We start from the raw sequence: 18,666 nt of genomic DNA, 5'->3' as shown, positions 1-18,666 counted from the left end.
GCGCGTCCATGACCGACACCGCACAATTCCACGAACTGCCAGATGGCCGTCGCCTCGCATACCGCTTGCATCGCGGTAGCGGGCCCGCGCTGGTATTCCTGCCCGGCTATATGTCCGACATGGCCGGCAGCAAGGCGACGGCGCTATTCGACTGGGCCAAGAGCCGGGGTCGCAGCTGCCTGCTGCTCGACTATTCGGGTTGCGGCGAGAGTTCGGGCTCGTTTGCAGACGGGACGCTCTCACGTTGGTGCGACGAGGTCGTTGGCCTGATCGAAGCGCTGATCGAAGGCCCGGTGGTGGTGATCGGCTCCTCGATGGGCGGATGGCTTATGCTGCTGGTCGGCGAGGCGCTGGGCGAACGACTGGCCGGGCTGATCGGCATCGCTTCGGCCCCGGACTTCACCGAATGGGGTCGCTCCGCGCAGGACAAGGTCCGGCTACAAGCGGGCGAAACATTGCTCGACTCCAACCCCTATGGCCCGGAGCCCATGCCGCTCCACCCCGGCTTTTTCGCAGTCGGCCAGGCCAATTTACGGCTCCAGGGCGAGATCCCAATCGATTGTCCGACCCGCCTGGTTCACGGCCAGCGCGATGGCGATGTGCCGTGGGAGATCAGCCTGCGGCTGGCCGAAGCGCTGCGTTCGGACGATGTACAGGTCACCCTCGTCAAGGATGGCGATCACCGCCTCTCCCGCGATAAAGACATCGCGCTCCTGCTGGGGCAGGTCGAAACCCTGATTGCCGAAGGGATCATCTCGTGACCATCGCCGCCGCACTTCTCCTGGCCATGCAGGTCGGGCCCAATCCCGCCGCCACGCCACCGATGTCTATTCCCCCGGAACTGGAAGAACAGCGCGCGCGCACCGCAGCCTCTGCCGCAAACCGAGGCCCACGCCCGGCTTCGCGGCTGGTCGAATGCCTGCGGCTCGCCGCCGAGGATGCCGAGGCTGCCTATGACAGCGCGACCAGCTGGCGCGCCAATGCGCGGGATGCGGAACGCGCGCAGGCTGCGCATTGCCAGGGTCTCGCGCTCGTGCGGATGGAGCGATATGCCGAGGCGCGCGATATTTTCGCAGTCGCCCGCGGCGAGGTGGGCGACGACAATCCGACCTATCGCGCTCGGCTCGGCGCCATGGCGGGCAATGCCGCTATGGCCGGGCGCGAGGCGGGGGCGGCCATAGCGCATTTCGAACGCGCCATTGTCGATGCCAGCAGCGCCGGACAGGGAGACATCGCCACCGGGCTCGAGATCGACCTCGCGCGGGCGCTGGTGGCCGCCGAACGTCCCGAGGATGCCATCGCCGCGCTCGGCCGAGCGCGCGAAGCAAGCCCCGGCGATCCGCGCGCCTGGCTGCTTTCGGCCAAGCTGTCGCGGCAATTGGGGCGGCTGATGGAAGCCCAGCGCCAGATCGAACAGGCCGCCACATTGGCTCCGCGCGACCCGACCGTCGGGCTTGAGGCCGGGGTTATCGCCGCCCTGGCCAATCGGCCCGAGGATGCCCGGCGCAGTTTCGAATCGGTCCTGCTGGTCGCGCCCGATGGCGCCGAGGCTGAACGCGCCCGCGCCTATCTCGCGCAATTGTCCGATGAAGGAAAGCCGCAGCAATGACCGATTTTTCGATTCTCGATCTGGTGCCGGTGCGCGAGGGCGGATCGCTGGAGGAGGCCTTTTCCGCTGTGGTCGATCTCGCGCGCACCGCCGAGAAGACGGGTTGCACCCGCTTCTGGGTCGCCGAACATCATGCCATGCCGGGGATCGCCGGAGGCGCGACCTCGGTCGTTCTGGCGCATATCGGCAACGCCACCTCGACCATCCGCATCGGCTCGGGGGGAATCATGCTGCCAAACCACACCCCGTTCCAGATCGCCGAGCAGTTCGGCACGCTGGCGGCGCTGTTCCCGGGCCGGGTCGATCTAGGGCTGGGCCGGGCGCCCGGCGCGGGTCCCGAGCTCCAACGCGCCTTGCGTAAGGACCTGCACCGCGCCGCAGAGATGTTCCCGCAGGACGTGGTCGAATTGCGCGCCTATCTCGATGGCGATCCCGGCCTGCCAATCCAGGCAACTCCCGGTCAGGGCGCCGATGTCGAGCTGTGGATGCTCGGCTCCAGCCTGTTCGGCGCGCAGCTCGCCGCCCGGCTCGGCCTGCCCTATGCCTTCGCCAGCCATTTCGCGCCCGACCATCTCGACGCTGCGCTCGAGCTCTATCGCCGCAATTTCGAGCCTTCCGCCGCGCTCGACAGGCCACATGTCATGGCGGCGATGAACCTCTTCTGCAGCGAGAGCGAAGCCGAGGCCGAGCGCATCGCCAGTTCGCAATTGCAGGCCTTCGTCCGGCTGCGCACCGGCTCGCCCGGCAAGCTGCCACCGCCGATCGAGGGCTACCGCGACACGCTGCCCGCCAATGCCCGCGCCATGCTCGACCATATCGGCCAGGCGAGCGCGGTAGGGACGCCGGGACAGGTGCGCGACGCGATCGAGGGCTTCGTCGATCGCACCGGCGCCGACGAGATCATGCTGGCCGGTGCCACTTTCGATCCCGAAGCGCGGACCCGTTCGCTCGAACTGGCGATGGACGCGCTAAAGGGCTGACCTGCCGGGCCAGTCCCCACATTCCGCCCCGTTCAGTTAACCCCGCAACCCTTTCCCGTGATCGAGCATCCGGGCCCCTGCGAGCCTCGCTTGCGGCGGCGCGAGGAGAGGACTAGGGGCGGACACGTCAGGCACGGCGAACACCGTGCTGCAGCCATTCCGGGCCGATGAGAGAGGGCCCGCTGAGAGGATACATGGGTTCGACTAAAGCTGCCGCAGGGCAGAAACCCGCCATTCCCGCCGGAGTGGTCGAATCGCTCGCCGCGCGCATGGAGGAATCGCTCCTCCCCGGCGACGGCGACATGGCCCGCGACCGGCTCGTCGAGGCCGCCCGCTTCGTCGCCGAGACCGGTTTCCATCGGCAGGCCGGGCGCGCCGCCATAGTGCTCGAATCGGCCAGTGAAGACCGGCGCTTCATGCGCATCGCGCTGGTCAATGACGACATGCCTTTCCTGGTCGATTCGACCGCCAACGCCATCGCCGCCACCGGGCTGGCGATCGATCGGCTGGTACACCCGGTTGTTCCGGTCGAGCGCAACAGCGACGGCGAACTGACCGGGGTTCTCGATAGCGATCCCGACGACGCGGCCTATGAATCGATGATCTACATCGAGACCTCGCGGGTCGACGCGCGCCAGCGCCGCGAGCTGATGGCGACGCTGCGCGAAACGCTGGCCGATGTCCGCGCCGCGGTGAACGACTGGCCGCAATTGCAGGACGCCATGCTCGCCGACGCCAAGCGGCTCGAGGACGAGGAGGCCACCGCGCTGCTCGAATGGCTCAACAACGGCATGCTGACACAGCTGGGCCATCTCGAGCGTCACCGCGACGGCACCGCCAGCACCGCGCTCGGCATCTGCCGCAAGAGCGCGCAGGATCTGCTCGCCGACACCTCCTACGACCGTGCCTTCGCCTGGTTCGACGATCCTGAGAGGGCCCGGGCGCTGCTGATCATCAAGGCCAACCGGCTGGCCCACGTCCATCGCCGGGTCCCGCTCGACCTGTTCATCGTGCCGCGCCGCAAGGGCGGCAAAACCGTCGCCCTTTCGATCCACGCCGGGGTCTGGACCAGCGCCGCGCTGGCCGCGCCGCCACGGACGGTCCCGCGGTTGCGTGCCCAGGTCGAGGCGATCATGAAACGGCTCGATTTCGATGTCGGCGGCCATGCCGGCAAGGCGCTCGTCCATGCGCTGACGACACTGCCGCACGATCTGCTGATCGGGTTTTCGGACCACGATGTCGAACGCATTGCCACCACGATGATGGCGCTGGTCGATCGCCCGCGTCCCCGGCTGGCGATGGTCGAGGCACCGCTGGCGCGGCACCTCTTCGCCTTCGTCTGGCTGCCGCGCGACATGCTGGCGACGCAGGTTCGCCTCCAGATCCAGGCGCTGCTCGAAGAAGGCGCCGGTGCAAAACTGCTCGACTGGAGCCTCGAGGTCGAAGGCGGCAATCTCGCGATGCTGCGCTTCGTGCTCGACATCCGCGACGGCAGCGAGACTTCCGACGAGAAGGCCCTCGACGAGCGGCTGCAGACGATGCTGCGTGGCTGGGGCGAAGCGGTCGAGAGCGAACTGGCGACGTTGGGCGACGCGAACCGCGCCGCCGCCATCGCCTCGCGCTGGGCCGAAGCCTTTCCGACCGCGTTCCGCGCGCAATTCGGCCCCGCCGAAGCCGCGACCGACATCACCCGCCTGCGCGCGCTCGGCGTCCATGCCGAAGGTGGCGACCAGTGGCAGCGCGATGCACGAATCTATCTGTGCCAGCAGAGCGATGCGCAATGCCTACGGCTCAAGCTCTATCAGGCCGAAGGCAGCATGCCGCTGTCCGATGCCGTGCCCGCGCTGGAGAATTTCGGGTTCCACGTCGACACCGAAATGCCCACCGTGCTCGATGACGGCAAGCTCGGTACGATCCACGATTTCGCACTGACGCTGTCCTCGGCGGTCGAGGCCGAGGCGCTGGTCGAACGTTCCGATGAGATTGAAATGGCGATGGCCGCCGTGCTCAACGGCGAGGCCGAGAGCGATCCCTTCAACCGGCTCGTCCCCGAAGCCTCGCTCACCGCGCGAGAGGCCGATCTGCTGCGCGCCTTCTACCGCTATCTGCGCCAGGCGGGGATGGGCTTCACCATCTACACCGTGGTCGATGCGCTGCGCGGCGCACCCGATGTCACCCGCGCGCTGATCGCGCTGTTCACCGCACGCCACGATCCCGCCTTCGGCAAGGGTCGCGACCACGCGATCGAGGAAGCCCGCGAGGCGATCAAACGCGGGCTCGCCAAGGTAAAGGCGATCAACGACGACCGCCTGCTGCGGCTCTACCAGTCGCTGATCGACGCGATCCTGCGGACCAATGCCTTCGCCCCCGCGGGCAGCGAAGCGCTCGCCTTCAAGATCGAATCGGCACTGGTTCCCAACTTGCCGCGGCCGATCCCCTGGCGCGAAATCTTTGTCTATTCGCGGCGCCTCGAGGGCATCCATCTGCGCGCCGGCGCGATCGCCCGCGGTGGCTTGCGCTGGTCAGACCGGCGTGACGATTTCCGCACTGAAGTTCTCGGCCTGATGAAGGCGCAGCGGGTCAAGAACGCCGTGATCGTACCGACCGGCGCCAAGGGCGGTTTTTATCCCAAGCAACTGCCCGATCCCATCAGCGACCGCGACGGCTGGGCCGCCGAAGGCCAGGCCAGCTACGAAGTGTTCATCCGCACACTGCTGTCGATCACGGACAACATCGTCGACGACGAGGTCGTCCATCCCGAGGACGTTGTGATCCTCGACGGCGAAGACCCCTATTTCGTGGTCGCCGCAGACAAGGGAACTGCGCGCTTCTCCGACGTCGCCAACGCGATCGCCGAAAGCCGCGGCTTCTGGCTCGACGACGCCTTCGCGAGCGGCGGCTCCAACGGCTACGACCACAAGGCGATGGGCATCACCGCGCGCGGCGCCTGGGTCTCGGTCCAGCGGCATTTCCGCGAGATGGACATCGACGTCCAGACCGATCCGATCGAGGTTGTCGGTTGCGGCGACATGTCGGGCGACGTGTTCGGCAACGGCATGCTGCTGTCGAAAACCATCAAGCTGGTCGCGGCCTTCGACCACCGGCATATCTTCGTCGATCCCGTTCCCGATCCGGCGGCGAGCTGGAAGGAACGCAAGCGCCTGTTCGATCTGACCCGATCGAGCTGGGAAGATTACGACAAGGACCTGATCTCGCGCGGCGGCGGCGTCTTCCCGCGCGACGCCAAGAGCCTCAAACTGTCCAAGGCGGCGCAAAAAGCGCTCGGCATCGACCAGAAGGAGATCGAACCCGAAGCCCTGATCTCGGCAATCCTCAAGGCGCCGGTCGACCTGATCTGGTTCGGCGGGATCGGCACCTATCTCAAGGCCACGCACGAAAACAATGTCCAGGTCGGCGACCCGGCCAACGATCCCATCCGCGTCGACGCCAATGATGTTCGCGCGCGCGTGATCGGTGAAGGCGCCAACCTGGGCGTGACGCAGGCCGCGCGGATCGAGTTCTCGCTCAATGGCGGGCGGATCAACACCGATTTCATCGACAATTCGGCCGGGGTCGATTGTTCGGACAATGAGGTCAACATCAAGATCGCGCTGGCGGCAGCGCGCCGCGCTGGCCGGATTTCCGAAGCCAAGCGCAACGCGCTGCTCGAGGACATGACCGAGGAAGTCGCCGAGCTGGTGCTCGAGGACAACCGCTTGCAGGCGCTCGCGCTATCGGTGGCGGAAATCGGCGGCGCGCGTTCGGCAGAAGCGCATTTGCGGCTGATCGAGACGCTCGAGGAGAGCGGCAAGCTCGACCGCAAGACCGAAGGGCTGGCCGATCACGACGTTCTCGGGCGCCGCGCGAGCGAGGGGATGGGCCTCACCCGCCCCGAACTCGCGGTCCTCCTGTCCTCGACCAAGCTTGCCCTGCAGGACGCGATCGAGACGGGACCCCTGTCGGAAAACGCAGCGCTCGAACCCATGTTGCTCGAAGCCTTCCCGACGCCGATGCGCGATCGTTACAAGCCGCAGATCCTGACCCATCGCCTGCGCCGCGAACTGATCGCGACCAAGCTCGCCAATCGTATCGTCAACCGGATCGGTCTGGTCCACCCCTTCGAGCTAGCCGAGGAAGAGGGCGTGACGCTGGACCAGGTCGCCGGCGCTTTCGTGGTCGCCGAGCGGCTGTTCGAACTCGATTCGCTGTGGGCCGCCATCGATGCCGCAGAGATGCCCGAACGCGCGCGCCTGCTGCTGTTCGACCGCACCGCCAAGGGCATGCGGATGCAGATGGCCGATTTGCTGACTGCTGGCGTCGGTATCGCCGATCCTGCCGAAAGCCTCGAGGCCTTTGGGCCGGGCGTGCGAAAGCTGTCCGGTGCGACCGCCAGTCTGCTGGCCGAGGAAAGTCGGCAGCAATCGGTCCGGCTGACCGACGAGCTTTCCGATGCCGGTGCGCCCGAAGATCTGGCCGCACGGGTAGCGCATCTGTTCGAACTGGATGGCGCGGTCGGCCTCGCCAAGCTCGCGCGCGAACACGAAATCGACCCCTGGGACCTGACCAAAGCCTTCACCGGACTGGGCGCCTCGCTCGGGCTCGACTGGGCGCAGGCGACATCAGCGATGATGAACCCGTCGGATGTCTGGGAACGCCTGCTCGTCGCCGGTCTCGCGCGCGATTTCCAGCAGATGCGGCTCGACTTCCTGCGTCGCCTGTCGCGCCGCAAGGGTGCCAAGGACGACATGCCGGCGATGGTCGAGAAATGGGCGGCGGAGAATGCGGTCGCGGTGCGCCAATTCCGCACCATGGTCGGACGCGCACAGGCGCAGACTCCGGTCGCGCCCGCCGCGCTCGCGCAGGTCGCCAGCATGGCGCGCAATCTGTTGTGTCGATAGGCGCGGCTTGACCGGCGCGGCCATAACCGCGAGATCGCTCCACGATGGATAGTGCCGATATCGTCATCGTAGGCTCGGGCCATGGCGCCGCGCAGGCGGCCATTGCTTTGCGCCAGCAGGGTCACGACCAGTCGATCCTGATGATCAGCCGCGACCGGACCCCGCCCTACGAGCGTCCGCCGCTGTCGAAGGAATATCTCGCCGGCGAAAAGCCGCTCGAGCGGATCATGATCCGCAAACCGGAATTCTGGACCGAGCGTGGCATCGAACTCGAACTGGGCGCCAATGTTTCCGAAGTCGATCCACTGGCGCATGAGGTCGCGCTCGGGGACGGGCGCCGGATAGGTTACCGCAAGCTCATTTGGGCGGCCGGTGGCGATCCGCGGCGCCTGTCGTGCCCCGGCGCCGACCTCGCCGGAATCCATGCTATCCGCAGCCGCACCGATGTCGACACGCTGCGCGCGCAAATCGAGAAGGGCGCGCGGCGCGCGGTAGTGGTCGGGGGCGGCTACATCGGGCTCGAAGTGGCAGCCGTGCTGCGCAAGCTGGGCTGTTCGGTCACCCTGCTGGAAAACCAGGACCGCGTTCTCGGGCGCGTCGCGGGCGAAGCGCTCAGTGCTTTCTACCAGGACGAGCATCGTCGACAGGGTGTCGACCTACGGCTGTCGACCGGTGTGGAGCGGGTCGAGGGCGAGGACGGCCGCGTAACCTCGGTGCTGGCCGACAATGGCGAGAGCTTCCCCTGCGAGATCGTGGTGGTAGGCATCGGCATCGTTGCCGCGGTAGGCCCGCTGATCGCCGCCGGGGCGGCGGGGACCAATGGCGTCGATGTCGACGAATTCTGTCGCACCTCGATTGACGATGTTTACGCCATCGGCGACTGCGCGGCGCACGCCAATCCCTATGCGGAAAACGCGGTCATCCGGCTCGAATCCGTCCAGAATGCCACTGACATGGCCAACACCGCCGCCAAGGCGATCATGGGCGACAAGCAGCCCTACAACGCCGTGCCGTGGTTCTGGTCGAACCAGTATGACCTGCGGCTGCAGACCGTTGGCCTGTCCATCGATCACGATGCGGTGGTGGTCCGCGGCGATCCCGCACAGCGCAAGTTTTCGGTGGTCTACCTGCGCGAGGGGCGAGTCATAGCGCTCGATTGCGTCAACACCACGCGCGACTACGTCCAGGGGCGCAAGCTCATCGAAGCGCGCGCCGTGGTCGATCCCGCGCTGCTCGCCGACACCGAGGTGCCGCTCAAGGACCTGCTCTGAGCCGGGCGGCGGCCCAGTCGGCTGCCTCCGCAACCACCGGATCGGGATCGGCGCGCAAGCACTCGACCTTCGCCAGCAATTCACCCCGTCCGCTGTTGCCCGCCGCATAGAGACAATTGCGCACGAAACGATCGCGCCCGACGCGCTTGATCGGGCTGCCCGAGAACAGTCGGCGGAAGGCCGGATCGTCGAGCTCGAGCAGCTGTGCGAGATCCGGCGCGACCAGCTCTTCTCGCGGCAGGAGCCTGGTATGCGCCTGCGCGCTCTGTGCAAACTTGTTCCATGGACACACCGCGAGGCAATCGTCGCAGCCGTAGATGCGATTGCCCAGCGCGACCCGGAATTCCTCGGGGATCGGCCCCTTGTGCTCGATTGTGAGGTAGGAAATGCAGCGCCGCGCATCGAGCCGATAGGGTGCGGGAAAAGCGTCGGTCGGGCAGGCGGTCTGGCAGGCGCGGCACGAGCCGCAGCTGTCGCGCAGCGGCGCGTCAGGTGCGAAGGGCAGTGTCGAATAAATCGCGCCGAGAAACAGCCAGCTGCCGTGCTCGCGGCTGACCAGATTGGTGTGCTTGCCCTGCCAGCCGATCCCTGCCGCCTGCCCGAGCGGCTTTTCCATCACCGGGGCGGTGTCGACGAAGACCTTGAGCTCGCTGTCCGGTTCGCGCGCAATCAGCCAGCGCGCCAGCGCCTTGAGCGCCTTCTTGACCACGTCGTGATAGTCGCGCCCCTGCGCATAGACCGAAATGCGTGCCTTGTCTGGCGCATCGGCCAGCGCCAGCGGATCGTTGGGCGGAGCGTAACTCATGCCGAGCGCGATCACGCTGCGCGCCTCGGGCCACAGTCCCTGCGGAGAGACGCGCTGGGATTTTCGCGCCTCCATCCATTCCATCGAACCGTGGCGTCCTGCGTCCAGCCACTGCTCCAGCCGCTCGGCGCGCAAAGGCTCGCCTGCCGCCGCTGTGAAACCGCAGGCAGCGAAGCCCAGCCGCCGCGCCTCGGCCCGCAGATCCTCCTGCAGGGTGGCGATATGCTGCGGCTCGATCAAAACTAGCTGTTGCTCCTGTTCATGGGTCGCGGGTAACCCCGAGCCATGCTTACCGAGACCGAGGCGCCCCCGCGAGGCGAAACTTCCGCCATTGCGCAGCGCCATGCCCAGGAGCGCCCGCTGGCGATCGAGGCGAAAGGGCTGGTCAAGCGGTTCGACGGGACGCTGGCGGTGGACGGGGTGGACATCTCCGTGCCCGAAGGCGCGATCTACGGCATCCTCGGCCCCAATGGCGCCGGCAAGACGACGACCTTGCGTATGCTGCTGGGCATCATCGATCCGGATGAGGGTGTGCGACGCGTCTTCGGGCATGATCGCCCGCACGATATCGCCCGGCTGATCGGCTATCTTCCCGAAGAGCGCGGGCTCTACCCGACAATGAAATGCGACGAGGCGATCGCCTTCATGGGGGCGCTGCGCGGGTTGACGCTCGAGGAAGGCCGCAGGCGCGGGCGCGAACTGCTCGAGGCGCATAGCCTCGGCCATGCGATCGAACGCCAGATCCGCCAATTGTCCAAGGGCATGGCGCAGACCGTCCAACTGCTCGGCACGCTGGTGCACCGGCCGCGACTGGTGGTGCTCGACGAGCCCTTTTCGGGGCTCGATGCGATCAATCAGGGCAAGCTGGAGGTCATGATCCGCGATCTCGCCGCGCAGGGAACGACGGTGATCTTCTCCACCCATGTCATCCATCACGCCGAGCGCCTATGCGACGATGTCGCGATCATTGCCGGAGGGCGGGTGCCCTATGCCGGATCGGTCGATGCCGCGCGCGACAGCATCCCGGCGCAAGTCCGGCTGGAAACGCGCAATCGCGACGGGCGCTGGCGCAGCGCCCTGCCGGATGACGCCCGCCACGATATCAAGGCCAATGGCGCGCATTTCTGGTTCTTCCCGGTGCCAGACAGCGGCATCGAGACGCTGCTCAAGCAGCTGATCGAGGGCGATGCCGGCGTCCTGTCGCTGTCGATCGAGCGCGCCGGGCTGCACGATGCCTTCGTCGAGATCGCGGGCGCCGCCGCGGCGCGCGCGCTCGCGCAAGACAATGCCGTGGGGCCCGACGCATGAGCATGACGGACAAGAGCCGGCTGTCCCTGTGGCAGGCCGCCTGGGTGGTGGCGCGCCGCGACTTCCAGGCGATCCTGTTCAGCAAGGCCTTCCTGCTGTTCCTGCTCGGCCCGATCTTCTTCGGCGCGATCAGCATCGGCGCCGGGATGCTCGGCGCCAAGGCCGCCGAGAGCGGTGAACCGCCTCGTCTGGCGGTGATGCTGCCTGCTGCAGAAGCCGAGGCGCTAGCTCAAGCGCATCGCGAACTCGATGCCCTGATTTCCATTCCCCCGATCGAGCGCGCCACCGTCGGCGAAGCCGAACCCATCACCCTGCTTTCCGATCGCACGCGCAATTTCGGTGCGGTGCTGACCGGTACGCTGGCGCAGCCCCGGCTGGTAGGAACTCAGGAACAGATCGAGCGCTGGCAGGGGCGGGTGGCGCTGCTCGCGGCGCGAGCGCAAGGACCCGACGCGACCTATCCCACGGTCGCTCTCGAGCAGACCCGGTCGAGCATGGCCAGCACCCGCAGCGCGCAAACGGGTACCGCAACCGCCGGGATCACCCTGCTGTTCCTGTTGACGATGCTGCTGGCGGGCATGGTCCTCTCCAATCTGGTCGAGGAGAAGGCCAACAAGATCATCGAGATCCTTGCGGCAGCGATCCCGATGGATGCGGTCTTCGTCGGCAAGCTGTTCGCCATGCTGGCGATCAGCTTTGTCGGGATCGCGGTGTGGGGAAGCCTGGCACTGGTCGCGCTTGCACTGGGTCCGGCGACCGGCACCTCGCTGCCGACCCCGGCGGTCGGATGGCCGCTCTTTGTCGCGCTGTTCGTGCTCTATTTCGCGCTGGCCTATCTGCTGATCGGCTCGGTGTTCCTGACCGTGGGCTCGATGGCAGCGACGGTGCGCGATGTGCAGACATTGTCGATGCCGGCCACGATCCTGCAGCTCGCGGTGTTCTTCCTCGCCACTTTCGCGATGACCGATATCGGCTCGCCGGTCGAACTGTTCGCGGCGGTCTTCCCGCTGTCCTCGCCATACGCCATGGTCGGGCGCGCCGCGCAGTCGCCCGACCTGCTGCCGCACCTGATCGCGATCGCCTGGCAGGTGGCCTGGGTGACGATCTTCGTGCGCGGCGGGGCTTCGCTGTTCCGGCGACGGGTGATGAAGTCGGGCCCGGCCAAGGCGAAGGCGAAAGGCCGATTCAGCCTGGTCCGGCGCCCGACCAAGCAATAGCGCGCCGGTTCGGTCCCGATTTGCAACGCACTATTGACACACTTGTCAGTTAGGCCGGATAGTGAAGCATGACGGAGGCGACCGGAACGAGTCGCCCCAAGCGGGAGAGTACCATGGCCACCATCGCCGCCGAAAAGCCCCAGTTCCGTACCGCGCCTAGCGCCTATGAAGCGCTGAAGGAGCATTTCGACCAACACCCCGACCAGCGGATGCATCACACACACAAATGGGATGTCAGCCGTTCGGATATCTACGCCGAGGATCGCTGGCAGCCGATCTTCCGGGAAATGCGCGAGGCGGGGCCGCTGCATTACATCCCGGAAAGCCCGTTCGGACCCTACTGGGCGGTGGTCCAGCACAAGGCGATCCAGCATATCGAGGCCCTGCCCGACCTGTTCTCGTCAAGCTGGGAACACGGGGGTATAACCATTCTCGAACGCGCCGAGGACATTCCTGAGGAAGAACGGCTCGAACTGCCGATGTTCATCGCCATGGATCGGCCCAAGCACACCGGCCAGCGGCGCACGGTCGCCCCCGCCTTTACCCCGGGCGAAATGAAGCGGATGGAGGCGGATATCCGGCAGCGGACCGGCGAACTGCTCGATTCGCTGCCGCGCGGCGAGGTGTTCGACTGGGTCGACAAGGTCTCGATCGAACTCACCACCGGAATGCTCGCGTTGCTGTTCGGCTTCCCCTGGGAAGATCGCCGCCTGCTGACGCTGTGGTCGGACTGGTCGGGCGACACCGAGCTCGCCAGCGTCCGCGAGCTCGACCCGCTGCGACGCAGCTTCCTGCACGAAATGGCCGCCTATTTTCAGATGCTGTGGGCCGAGCGCGCACAGCAGGATCCGCAGCCCGACCTCATCTCGATGATGATCCATTCCGAGGCGATGAACCAGCAGAGCCCGGAAGAATTCATGGGCAATCTGATCCTGCTGATCGTCGGCGGCAACGACACCACCCGCAACACCATGAGCGGGATCATCCACGGCTTCGACACCTTCCCCGACCAGCGCAAGCTGTTCGAGCAGAACCCCGACTTGATCCCCAATGCGGTCCAGGAATGCATCCGCTTCCAGACCCCGCTCGCGCATATGCGCCGGACCTGCACCGAGGACACCGAGCAGTTCGGTCAGCAGATCAAGAAGGGCGACAAAGTGGTGCTGTGGTACCTGTCGGCCAATCGCGACGAGCAGGTGTTCGAAAACCCCGACAAGCTCGACATCACCCGCGAGAACGCCCGCCGCCACCTCGCCTTCGGCTACGGCATCCACCGCTGCGTCGGCGCAAGGCTGGCCGAATTGCAGCTGCGCATCCTGCTCGAGGAGATGCACAAGCGGCGGATGCGGGTCCATGTCGCGGGCGATGTCGAGCGGGTGCGGGCGAATTTTGTCCATGGTTTCCGCAAGCTCGAGGTCGAAATCACCGAATTCTGACTATGTCGGCGCGAGAACCGATTGCCGTTCCGCTGCTATTCAGGGGTGATCTGTCATGCATTGCGGCATGGACCACGATCACCCCTCGCCCGACCTCAATCCCGATCGCCGCCGCGCGCTGGCCATCTTCGGCACCGGCGTCGCGTTCTCCGCACTTGCAGCCTGCAGCGCAGGCGTGGCCGAAGCGCGGAGCTTTCCCGTTGAACTGAGCGAAGTGCAATGGCGCGAGAAACTGACCCGGGCCGAATTCTACGTTCTTCGTCAGGAGGGTACCGAACGTCCCTATTCCAGCCCGCTCGACAAGGAAAACCGCAAGGGCCTGTTCGCCTGCGCCGGTTGTGGCAACAAGCTCTACGCCTCGCGTACCAAGTTCGACAGCGGCACCGGCTGGCCCAGCTTCTGGGCGGCATTGCCGGGCGCGGTCGGGACCAGCCGCGACCGCAAGCTGGGTTATGCGCGCACCGAAGTGCACTGCGCCGATTGCGGCGGCCATTTGGGCCATATCTTCAACGACGGGCCCAAGCCGACCGGCAAGCGCCACTGCATCAACGGCGTGGCGATGGACTTCCTGCCGGCCTGATCCGCCAGACTTGCAGCGGTCCTTCGCTGAACCCTGCGACCGGTTGCAACCAGCCGGGGGGCTCGCCCCGCATGAGTCGGGCCGCGAGCCCGTTCGGTCGTGATCGCGCGTATACTTTCGCTTCGGACATGTCCGGGCAGAGCAGCAGGTATTCTGCCCCGCGGGCCTGCGCCAGAACACGCGCAACCCGCGGCTCAGAGAGATAGATATTGAGCACATCGGCCATCGCCGGTTCGGCACGGTGGTGCCCGGTGGCCGTAACCGCGTGATGCGTGTGCATCAGTATGGCGGGCCCCAGATCGAACGGCGAGACGGTTTCGCCAGACGGCAGGGCGTTCAACTGTCCGAGTTCTCGAGGATCGCTGCATTCGCTTTTCTGCATCGTCTCTGGCGATCCCGTTTCGCCAGCTTGCTGCTCGAAAGCTGGCTCTGACGAGAGCCGCTCGGCTACGGCGAAGCCGATCGAAGGCATCAGCGCGAGCACCAGGGCGAGCGTCATGCAGAGTTTCGCCACGAGCCTGTCGAACCGCTCCAGCCGCGCGAGCGTATGTGCAATGAACCATCCGAGCGGTAGCGTCGCGACGATTCCCGCAAAGCCCATCGATCTCCACGTCATCAGACCAAGCACGAGGCTGGCCGCGAGCAGAACGGCATAATGGCGCCAGAAACGTCGGCTAGCACCGGGTCCGCGGGTCGCCAGCAGACCGGTCGCCGCCAGTGCAAGTGCGATCTGGATCAGCGGCGGCACTACAACATCCGCAGACTGCTCCCATGCCGGGCGACCTTCCATGATCAGCACATACCAATAGTCGCGCACCACCGGGTCGAGCGATCCGAAGGGTGTATCGAGGCATTGCGGGGCAAGACCGGCAAAGATCGCGACACCCCCCGCTCCGGCCAGACCAATCAGGCTAAACAGCACCGGAGGCGAGAGCAGTCCGAGCTTCGCCACCACCGTGATCGCCAGCGCGACGAAAGCAAAAAAAGCCAGATGCGCCGGGCCGATCGCATCGCAATATTGTCCCATATTGGGTCCGAGCGTGATGGCAAAGGCCAGGATCAAGCCAGCGGCAAGCGCCTGCAGATAGCCGACCAGCTCCCAGCGCTGTGCGGAATCCTCCAGCCATCGGAGACCGAAATAGCCTGCGAAAGCGGCTGCAAGCGGCACCATTTCGAGCGAGATGGTGCAGCCCAGCGCCAGCGCCGCTCCCGCCAGCCAGGCGCCTTTGCGGTCGCGCAGGGCCAGACCGAAGATCGCCGCCGCCGCGACCGCCAGTTGCCAGCCGTGATGGTCGAGCCGGGTCGGCTGGAGCTGGAACAGCACCGGGGAGAGCAGGCCAATCGTCAGCGCCGCGATGCCAGCGGTACGCAGGTCGAAGAGCCGCGCTGCGGCGGTTCCGACGAAGGCGATCGTGATGCCGAGGGTCAGGAGTGGGACGAGCACCATGGCAGCGATTTCCGCATTCACCGGACCCACGAGCGGCGTCAGCTGGAGCAGCACTGCCGCGATCGGCGCATCAACCAGCCGGGACCAGTGCATCGGCACTCCTTGCGGCGGGTCGATGCGGTACTGGTGGAGATCGAACCACGTCTGGCCGCCGATCAGGTCGCGGACCTGGACCAGTCGGAGCGCATCGTCGCCACGGAGATCGAGCGAAAGCAGCCGCTCGAGCGCAACCGCGAGCGCAATGATCGCCAGCACCGCCCATACGAGCAGCAATCGCCGCGCCAGCGGGCCCGAGCGGACCCTATCCGCCGACGGCATCGTGAACGGACCGGGTGCTGAAGACGATCCGGCTGCGAATGCCCCACGTCATAAAAAAACTCATAGCGATCGCCACCAGCTTGGAGAGGCGCGGGTCGATCCCGATGGCCTCGCCAAGCCCGACGATCGCCACAGTAAGCCCCAGACCGACCAGCGCCGAAAGCACGAACAAGCCCTTTTGCCTCGTCCGTGCGCGCCCGACGGGCGCGACCATGCCGGTAAAGACCTTGCGGCTGGACAACAGCCAATGGGCGAGAATGCCCGCTGCGTATCCGGCCGTCGCCGCCAGTACGGCAGGGGCGCCCAAAGCCAGCAGGGCCATAAAGCCGAGCACATCCACCGCCAGCGCGCCGATGCTCGCGAGCACGTAGCGCAGGAAACGGATGTCGCCGATCCGGGCGAGCAGTGCGGCCATTCCTTCCCCTTCCCGCGGTGTCAGGCCGCTTCGCGATCCTGCTTCGCGACGCGTTCGGGCACCGCCCGAACCGAAGATAGCGCTGCTGCTTGATCCTCGCTCAATGGCCTGTCTTCAACCGAAGGCAGGATCGTTCTCGTACCTTCGGCGCCGGCCTCGTGATATTCGGCATCCTCATTGACGCACCAAGTGTCGTAGATTCGCTTGCCGGCAAGGATGTTATCGACCGTCAGCATGGCGGTCATCATGGCGTGGTCCTGGTTGTTGTAGCGATGCATGCCGTTGCGACCGACGAGATGCAGCGTAGAGTACTTGTCTTCCAATTCCACCCGCATCGCCTGGGCATTGGCGGCATAGTCTTCGTCATAGACGGGATAGGCCTTTTCCTGCCGAACCACCGCGCCGCCAATTACATCGGTCGGGTCGCACAGGCCGAGGATCGCCATTTCCTCCTTTGCGAGTTTGACCAGATCCGCGTCGGCCATCGACCACAACCCGTCGCCTTCGAAACAGAAATATTCCAGCCCGACGCAGGCGACGTCGTCCTGTGGGACCATTTCGGGCGACCAGCTGCGGAAATTCTGCACGCGGCCGACCTTCACCTTGTTGTCGTGGATGTAGATCCAGTTATCGGGAAACAGGTCGTCCGACCGGATTTTCAGCGCGACGGTGAGGAAGTCGCGGTATTTGAGCGCGCTGGCTTGCAGCGTCGTCTCGGGAAGCGGGTGCAGTCGCCGCGCCAGCTGGCGCATCGGGGCCGAACTGATCGCGTGATCCGCCTCGATTGTCAGATCCCCGTCGGGACCGGTCGCGCTCATGCGCCAACCCGACTGACCATCGGTCGCAAGCTGCTTGAGCCCATGACCCATGAAGATCTGTCCCTTCCCGCTGGCGAGCACTCGGTCGCGCGCAGCTTCCCACATCATTCCGGGCCCGAGCCGCGGATAGCGGAAGCTTTCGAGCAAAGTCTTGGCGGCCATGCCGTCGTTGGGCTTGCGGTTGAGGCCAAGCGAACGCTTGAGCCCGTCGCGCACCGCGCCCCACAGCGAGAGGCCCTTGATCCGCTGGGCGGCCCAGTCGGCGCTCATTTCCTCGCAGGGCATGCCCCACACCTTCTCGGTGTAGGTCTTGAAAAAGATCGAATAGAGCCGCTTGCCGAACTGGTTGGTGGTCCAATCCTCGAAGCTCCTCACCTCCCTGATGGGAAACAGCCTGGAGCGCAGATAGCTGGCCATGCAGGCAGTCGACCGCAGCACGCCCAGATTGGCCAGCGCCTCGAAAGCGCGCAGCGGGTAGCTGTAGAACTTGCCCTCGTAATAGATGCGGCTCATTCGCGGACGCTGGATGAAATCGTCGGGCAGCAGCTCGTTCCACAGATCGACGACCTGCTGGCTTTTGGAGAAGAAGCGGTGCCCGCCGATATCGAAGCGATAGCCTTCGTGCTGCACCGTGCGGCTGATGCCGCCGACATAGGTCGGGTCCTTCTCGATGATCGCCACCGACTTGCCCTGCTTGGTCAGCAGATAGGCTGCTGTCAGGCCGGCGGGCCCGGCACCGATGATCGCCACGTCGACTTTGATATTGGCCGGCCTGGAAGTGGTCATTCTTGCCCCCGTTGTCGTCCTGACCGGGAGTGAAGGAAAATGGTTATGGCGCGGTTAACGCCTGAGGGCTGCACGGCTGGCGAGGCCGGCCGTTGCGGACAGTTCAGACGCAGTCGTCACGCACCAACGCCGGACATTGCGTTTTCGCAGCCAAAATTCCGAATTCGCGCAGCGTGAAGGTGTTGTCGAACACCACGCCATAGCAATTCGCCTTCCGCCAGCGCACTTTGGCGCGAAGCTCGGGCATTTGCTTGCCTTCGAGGCGGACAGTCTGGTCGAGCGCAAACCGCGCGTCGCATTCGATCGAGGCACCCTGCTGCGAGAGGTTGGCCGTAATCGCCTCGCTCTTGCCCGTGAGGCTCGTAATCGTCAGCGGGACGGTGAGGTTGAGGCGCAGCTGTCGCTTGGGAAAGTTCCAAGTTTCGCGGATCAGGCGCTCGACATTCACTTTGTCCTCGAAAGTGAAGCTTGCCTCCCGCCCGTTGGCACGCACCTTGCGCAATTCGAAGGTGTCGCCGTTCTGTAGTTCGAGACCCATCGTTTCGTCGGTTGGAACATCGTGAAACATGCGCAGCGATATACCCAGGCTCGACACGTCGCGGATCACGCAGACGAATTCGCCATGCGCGGACACCAGCTTGGCCGCGCGGATGAGCGACGTGTAGCGCCTCGCGGCGCGCTGATCGGCTTCGGTGGCGTCACCACACCCAGCCATGCTGTCCATCGACAGTGAATCCATTGCGAGCCACCTTCCAAGCGCGGACGAGCCCCATTCCTA

General features: G+C 65.7%; 14 protein-coding genes. 9 read left to right on the top strand and 5 right to left on the bottom strand.

Annotation, left to right across the window (positions count from 1 at the left end):
• Positions 1-8 precede the first annotated feature (8 nt).
• The 5 genes from ACWIKC_RS00475 to ACWIKC_RS00455 all read left to right on the top strand — a co-directional run bounded on the left by ACWIKC_RS00475 (position 9) and on the right by ACWIKC_RS00455 (position 8,758).
• Positions 9-761 carry an alpha/beta fold hydrolase gene (locus tag ACWIKC_RS00475; protein WP_454598186.1) on the top strand — a complete coding sequence of 251 codons (753 nt, stop codon included), beginning with the start codon at positions 9-11 and terminating at the stop codon, positions 759-761.
• Entirely contained in the window at positions 758-1,609 is an 852-nt protein-coding gene (locus ACWIKC_RS00470) for a tetratricopeptide repeat protein (RefSeq protein WP_454598185.1), read from the top strand. The genes ACWIKC_RS00475 and ACWIKC_RS00470 overlap by 4 nt, the downstream gene beginning before the upstream one ends.
• Complete coding sequence (locus ACWIKC_RS00465; RefSeq protein WP_454598184.1) at positions 1,606-2,589, top strand: LLM class flavin-dependent oxidoreductase; 984 nt, start codon at positions 1,606-1,608, stop codon at positions 2,587-2,589. The genes ACWIKC_RS00470 and ACWIKC_RS00465 overlap by 4 nt, the downstream gene beginning before the upstream one ends.
• 194 nt (positions 2,590-2,783) lie before the next feature.
• A complete protein-coding gene (locus ACWIKC_RS00460) occupies positions 2,784-7,487 on the top strand; it encodes an NAD-glutamate dehydrogenase (RefSeq protein WP_454598183.1) in 4,704 nt (1,567 codons plus the stop codon).
• Between the two features lie 44 nt (positions 7,488-7,531).
• On the top strand, positions 7,532-8,758 hold the full coding sequence (locus tag ACWIKC_RS00455; RefSeq protein ID WP_454598182.1) for an NAD(P)/FAD-dependent oxidoreductase: 1,227 nt from the start codon (positions 7,532-7,534) through the stop codon (positions 8,756-8,758).
• Here ACWIKC_RS00455 and queG read toward each other — a convergent pair.
• Positions 8,742-9,803 (bottom strand): tRNA epoxyqueuosine(34) reductase QueG, encoded by a 1,062-nt coding sequence (queG, locus tag ACWIKC_RS00450; RefSeq protein WP_454598181.1) that lies wholly within the window; start codon positions 9,801-9,803, stop codon positions 8,742-8,744. The genes ACWIKC_RS00455 and queG overlap by 17 nt on opposite strands.
• A gap of 45 nt (positions 9,804-9,848) precedes the next feature.
• Here queG and ACWIKC_RS00445 point away from each other — a divergent pair, with 45 nt between their 5' ends.
• From ACWIKC_RS00445 to msrB, 4 genes are all read left to right on the top strand, one after another.
• Entirely contained in the window at positions 9,849-10,871 is a 1,023-nt protein-coding gene (locus ACWIKC_RS00445) for an ABC transporter ATP-binding protein (RefSeq protein WP_454598180.1), read from the top strand.
• A 2-nt stretch (positions 10,872-10,873) separates the two neighbouring features.
• Positions 10,874-12,088 (top strand): ABC transporter permease, encoded by a 1,215-nt coding sequence (locus ACWIKC_RS00440; protein ID WP_454598179.1) that lies wholly within the window; start codon positions 10,874-10,876, stop codon positions 12,086-12,088.
• Between the two features lie 113 nt (positions 12,089-12,201).
• The gene (locus tag ACWIKC_RS00435; protein ID WP_454598178.1) at positions 12,202-13,524 is read left to right on the top strand and encodes a cytochrome P450; all 1,323 of its coding nucleotides are present in this window, start codon (positions 12,202-12,204) and stop codon (positions 13,522-13,524) included.
• Positions 13,525-13,591: 67 nt separating this feature from the next.
• Entirely contained in the window at positions 13,592-14,104 is a 513-nt protein-coding gene (gene msrB, locus ACWIKC_RS00430) for a peptide-methionine (R)-S-oxide reductase MsrB (protein WP_454598177.1), read from the top strand.
• Here the strand turns inward: msrB and ACWIKC_RS00425 are convergent.
• The 4 genes from ACWIKC_RS00425 to ACWIKC_RS00410 all read right to left on the bottom strand — a co-directional run bounded on the left by ACWIKC_RS00425 (position 14,070) and on the right by ACWIKC_RS00410 (position 18,627).
• Positions 14,070-15,869 carry a hypothetical protein gene (locus ACWIKC_RS00425; protein ID WP_454598176.1) on the bottom strand — a complete coding sequence of 600 codons (1,800 nt, stop codon included), beginning with the start codon at positions 15,867-15,869 and terminating at the stop codon, positions 14,070-14,072. The genes msrB and ACWIKC_RS00425 overlap by 35 nt on opposite strands.
• Positions 15,853-16,284 carry a GtrA family protein gene (locus ACWIKC_RS00420; RefSeq protein WP_454598175.1) on the bottom strand — a complete coding sequence of 144 codons (432 nt, stop codon included), beginning with the start codon at positions 16,282-16,284 and terminating at the stop codon, positions 15,853-15,855. Before ACWIKC_RS00420 ends, ACWIKC_RS00425 begins: the two co-directional genes overlap by 17 nt.
• A 20-nt stretch (positions 16,285-16,304) precedes the next feature.
• The gene (locus tag ACWIKC_RS00415) at positions 16,305-17,888 is read right to left on the bottom strand and encodes an NAD(P)/FAD-dependent oxidoreductase (protein ID WP_454598174.1); all 1,584 of its coding nucleotides are present in this window, start codon (positions 17,886-17,888) and stop codon (positions 16,305-16,307) included.
• A 103-nt stretch (positions 17,889-17,991) separates the two neighbouring features.
• Positions 17,992-18,627, bottom strand: coding sequence for a PilZ domain-containing protein (locus ACWIKC_RS00410; RefSeq protein WP_454598173.1), 636 nt, complete (start codon positions 18,625-18,627; stop codon positions 17,992-17,994).
• Between the last annotated feature and the right edge of the window lie 39 nt (positions 18,628-18,666).

Source organism: Qipengyuania sp. SM2507, from assembly GCF_053714505.1.
This window is presented reverse-complemented; position numbering and strand designations above follow the sequence as displayed.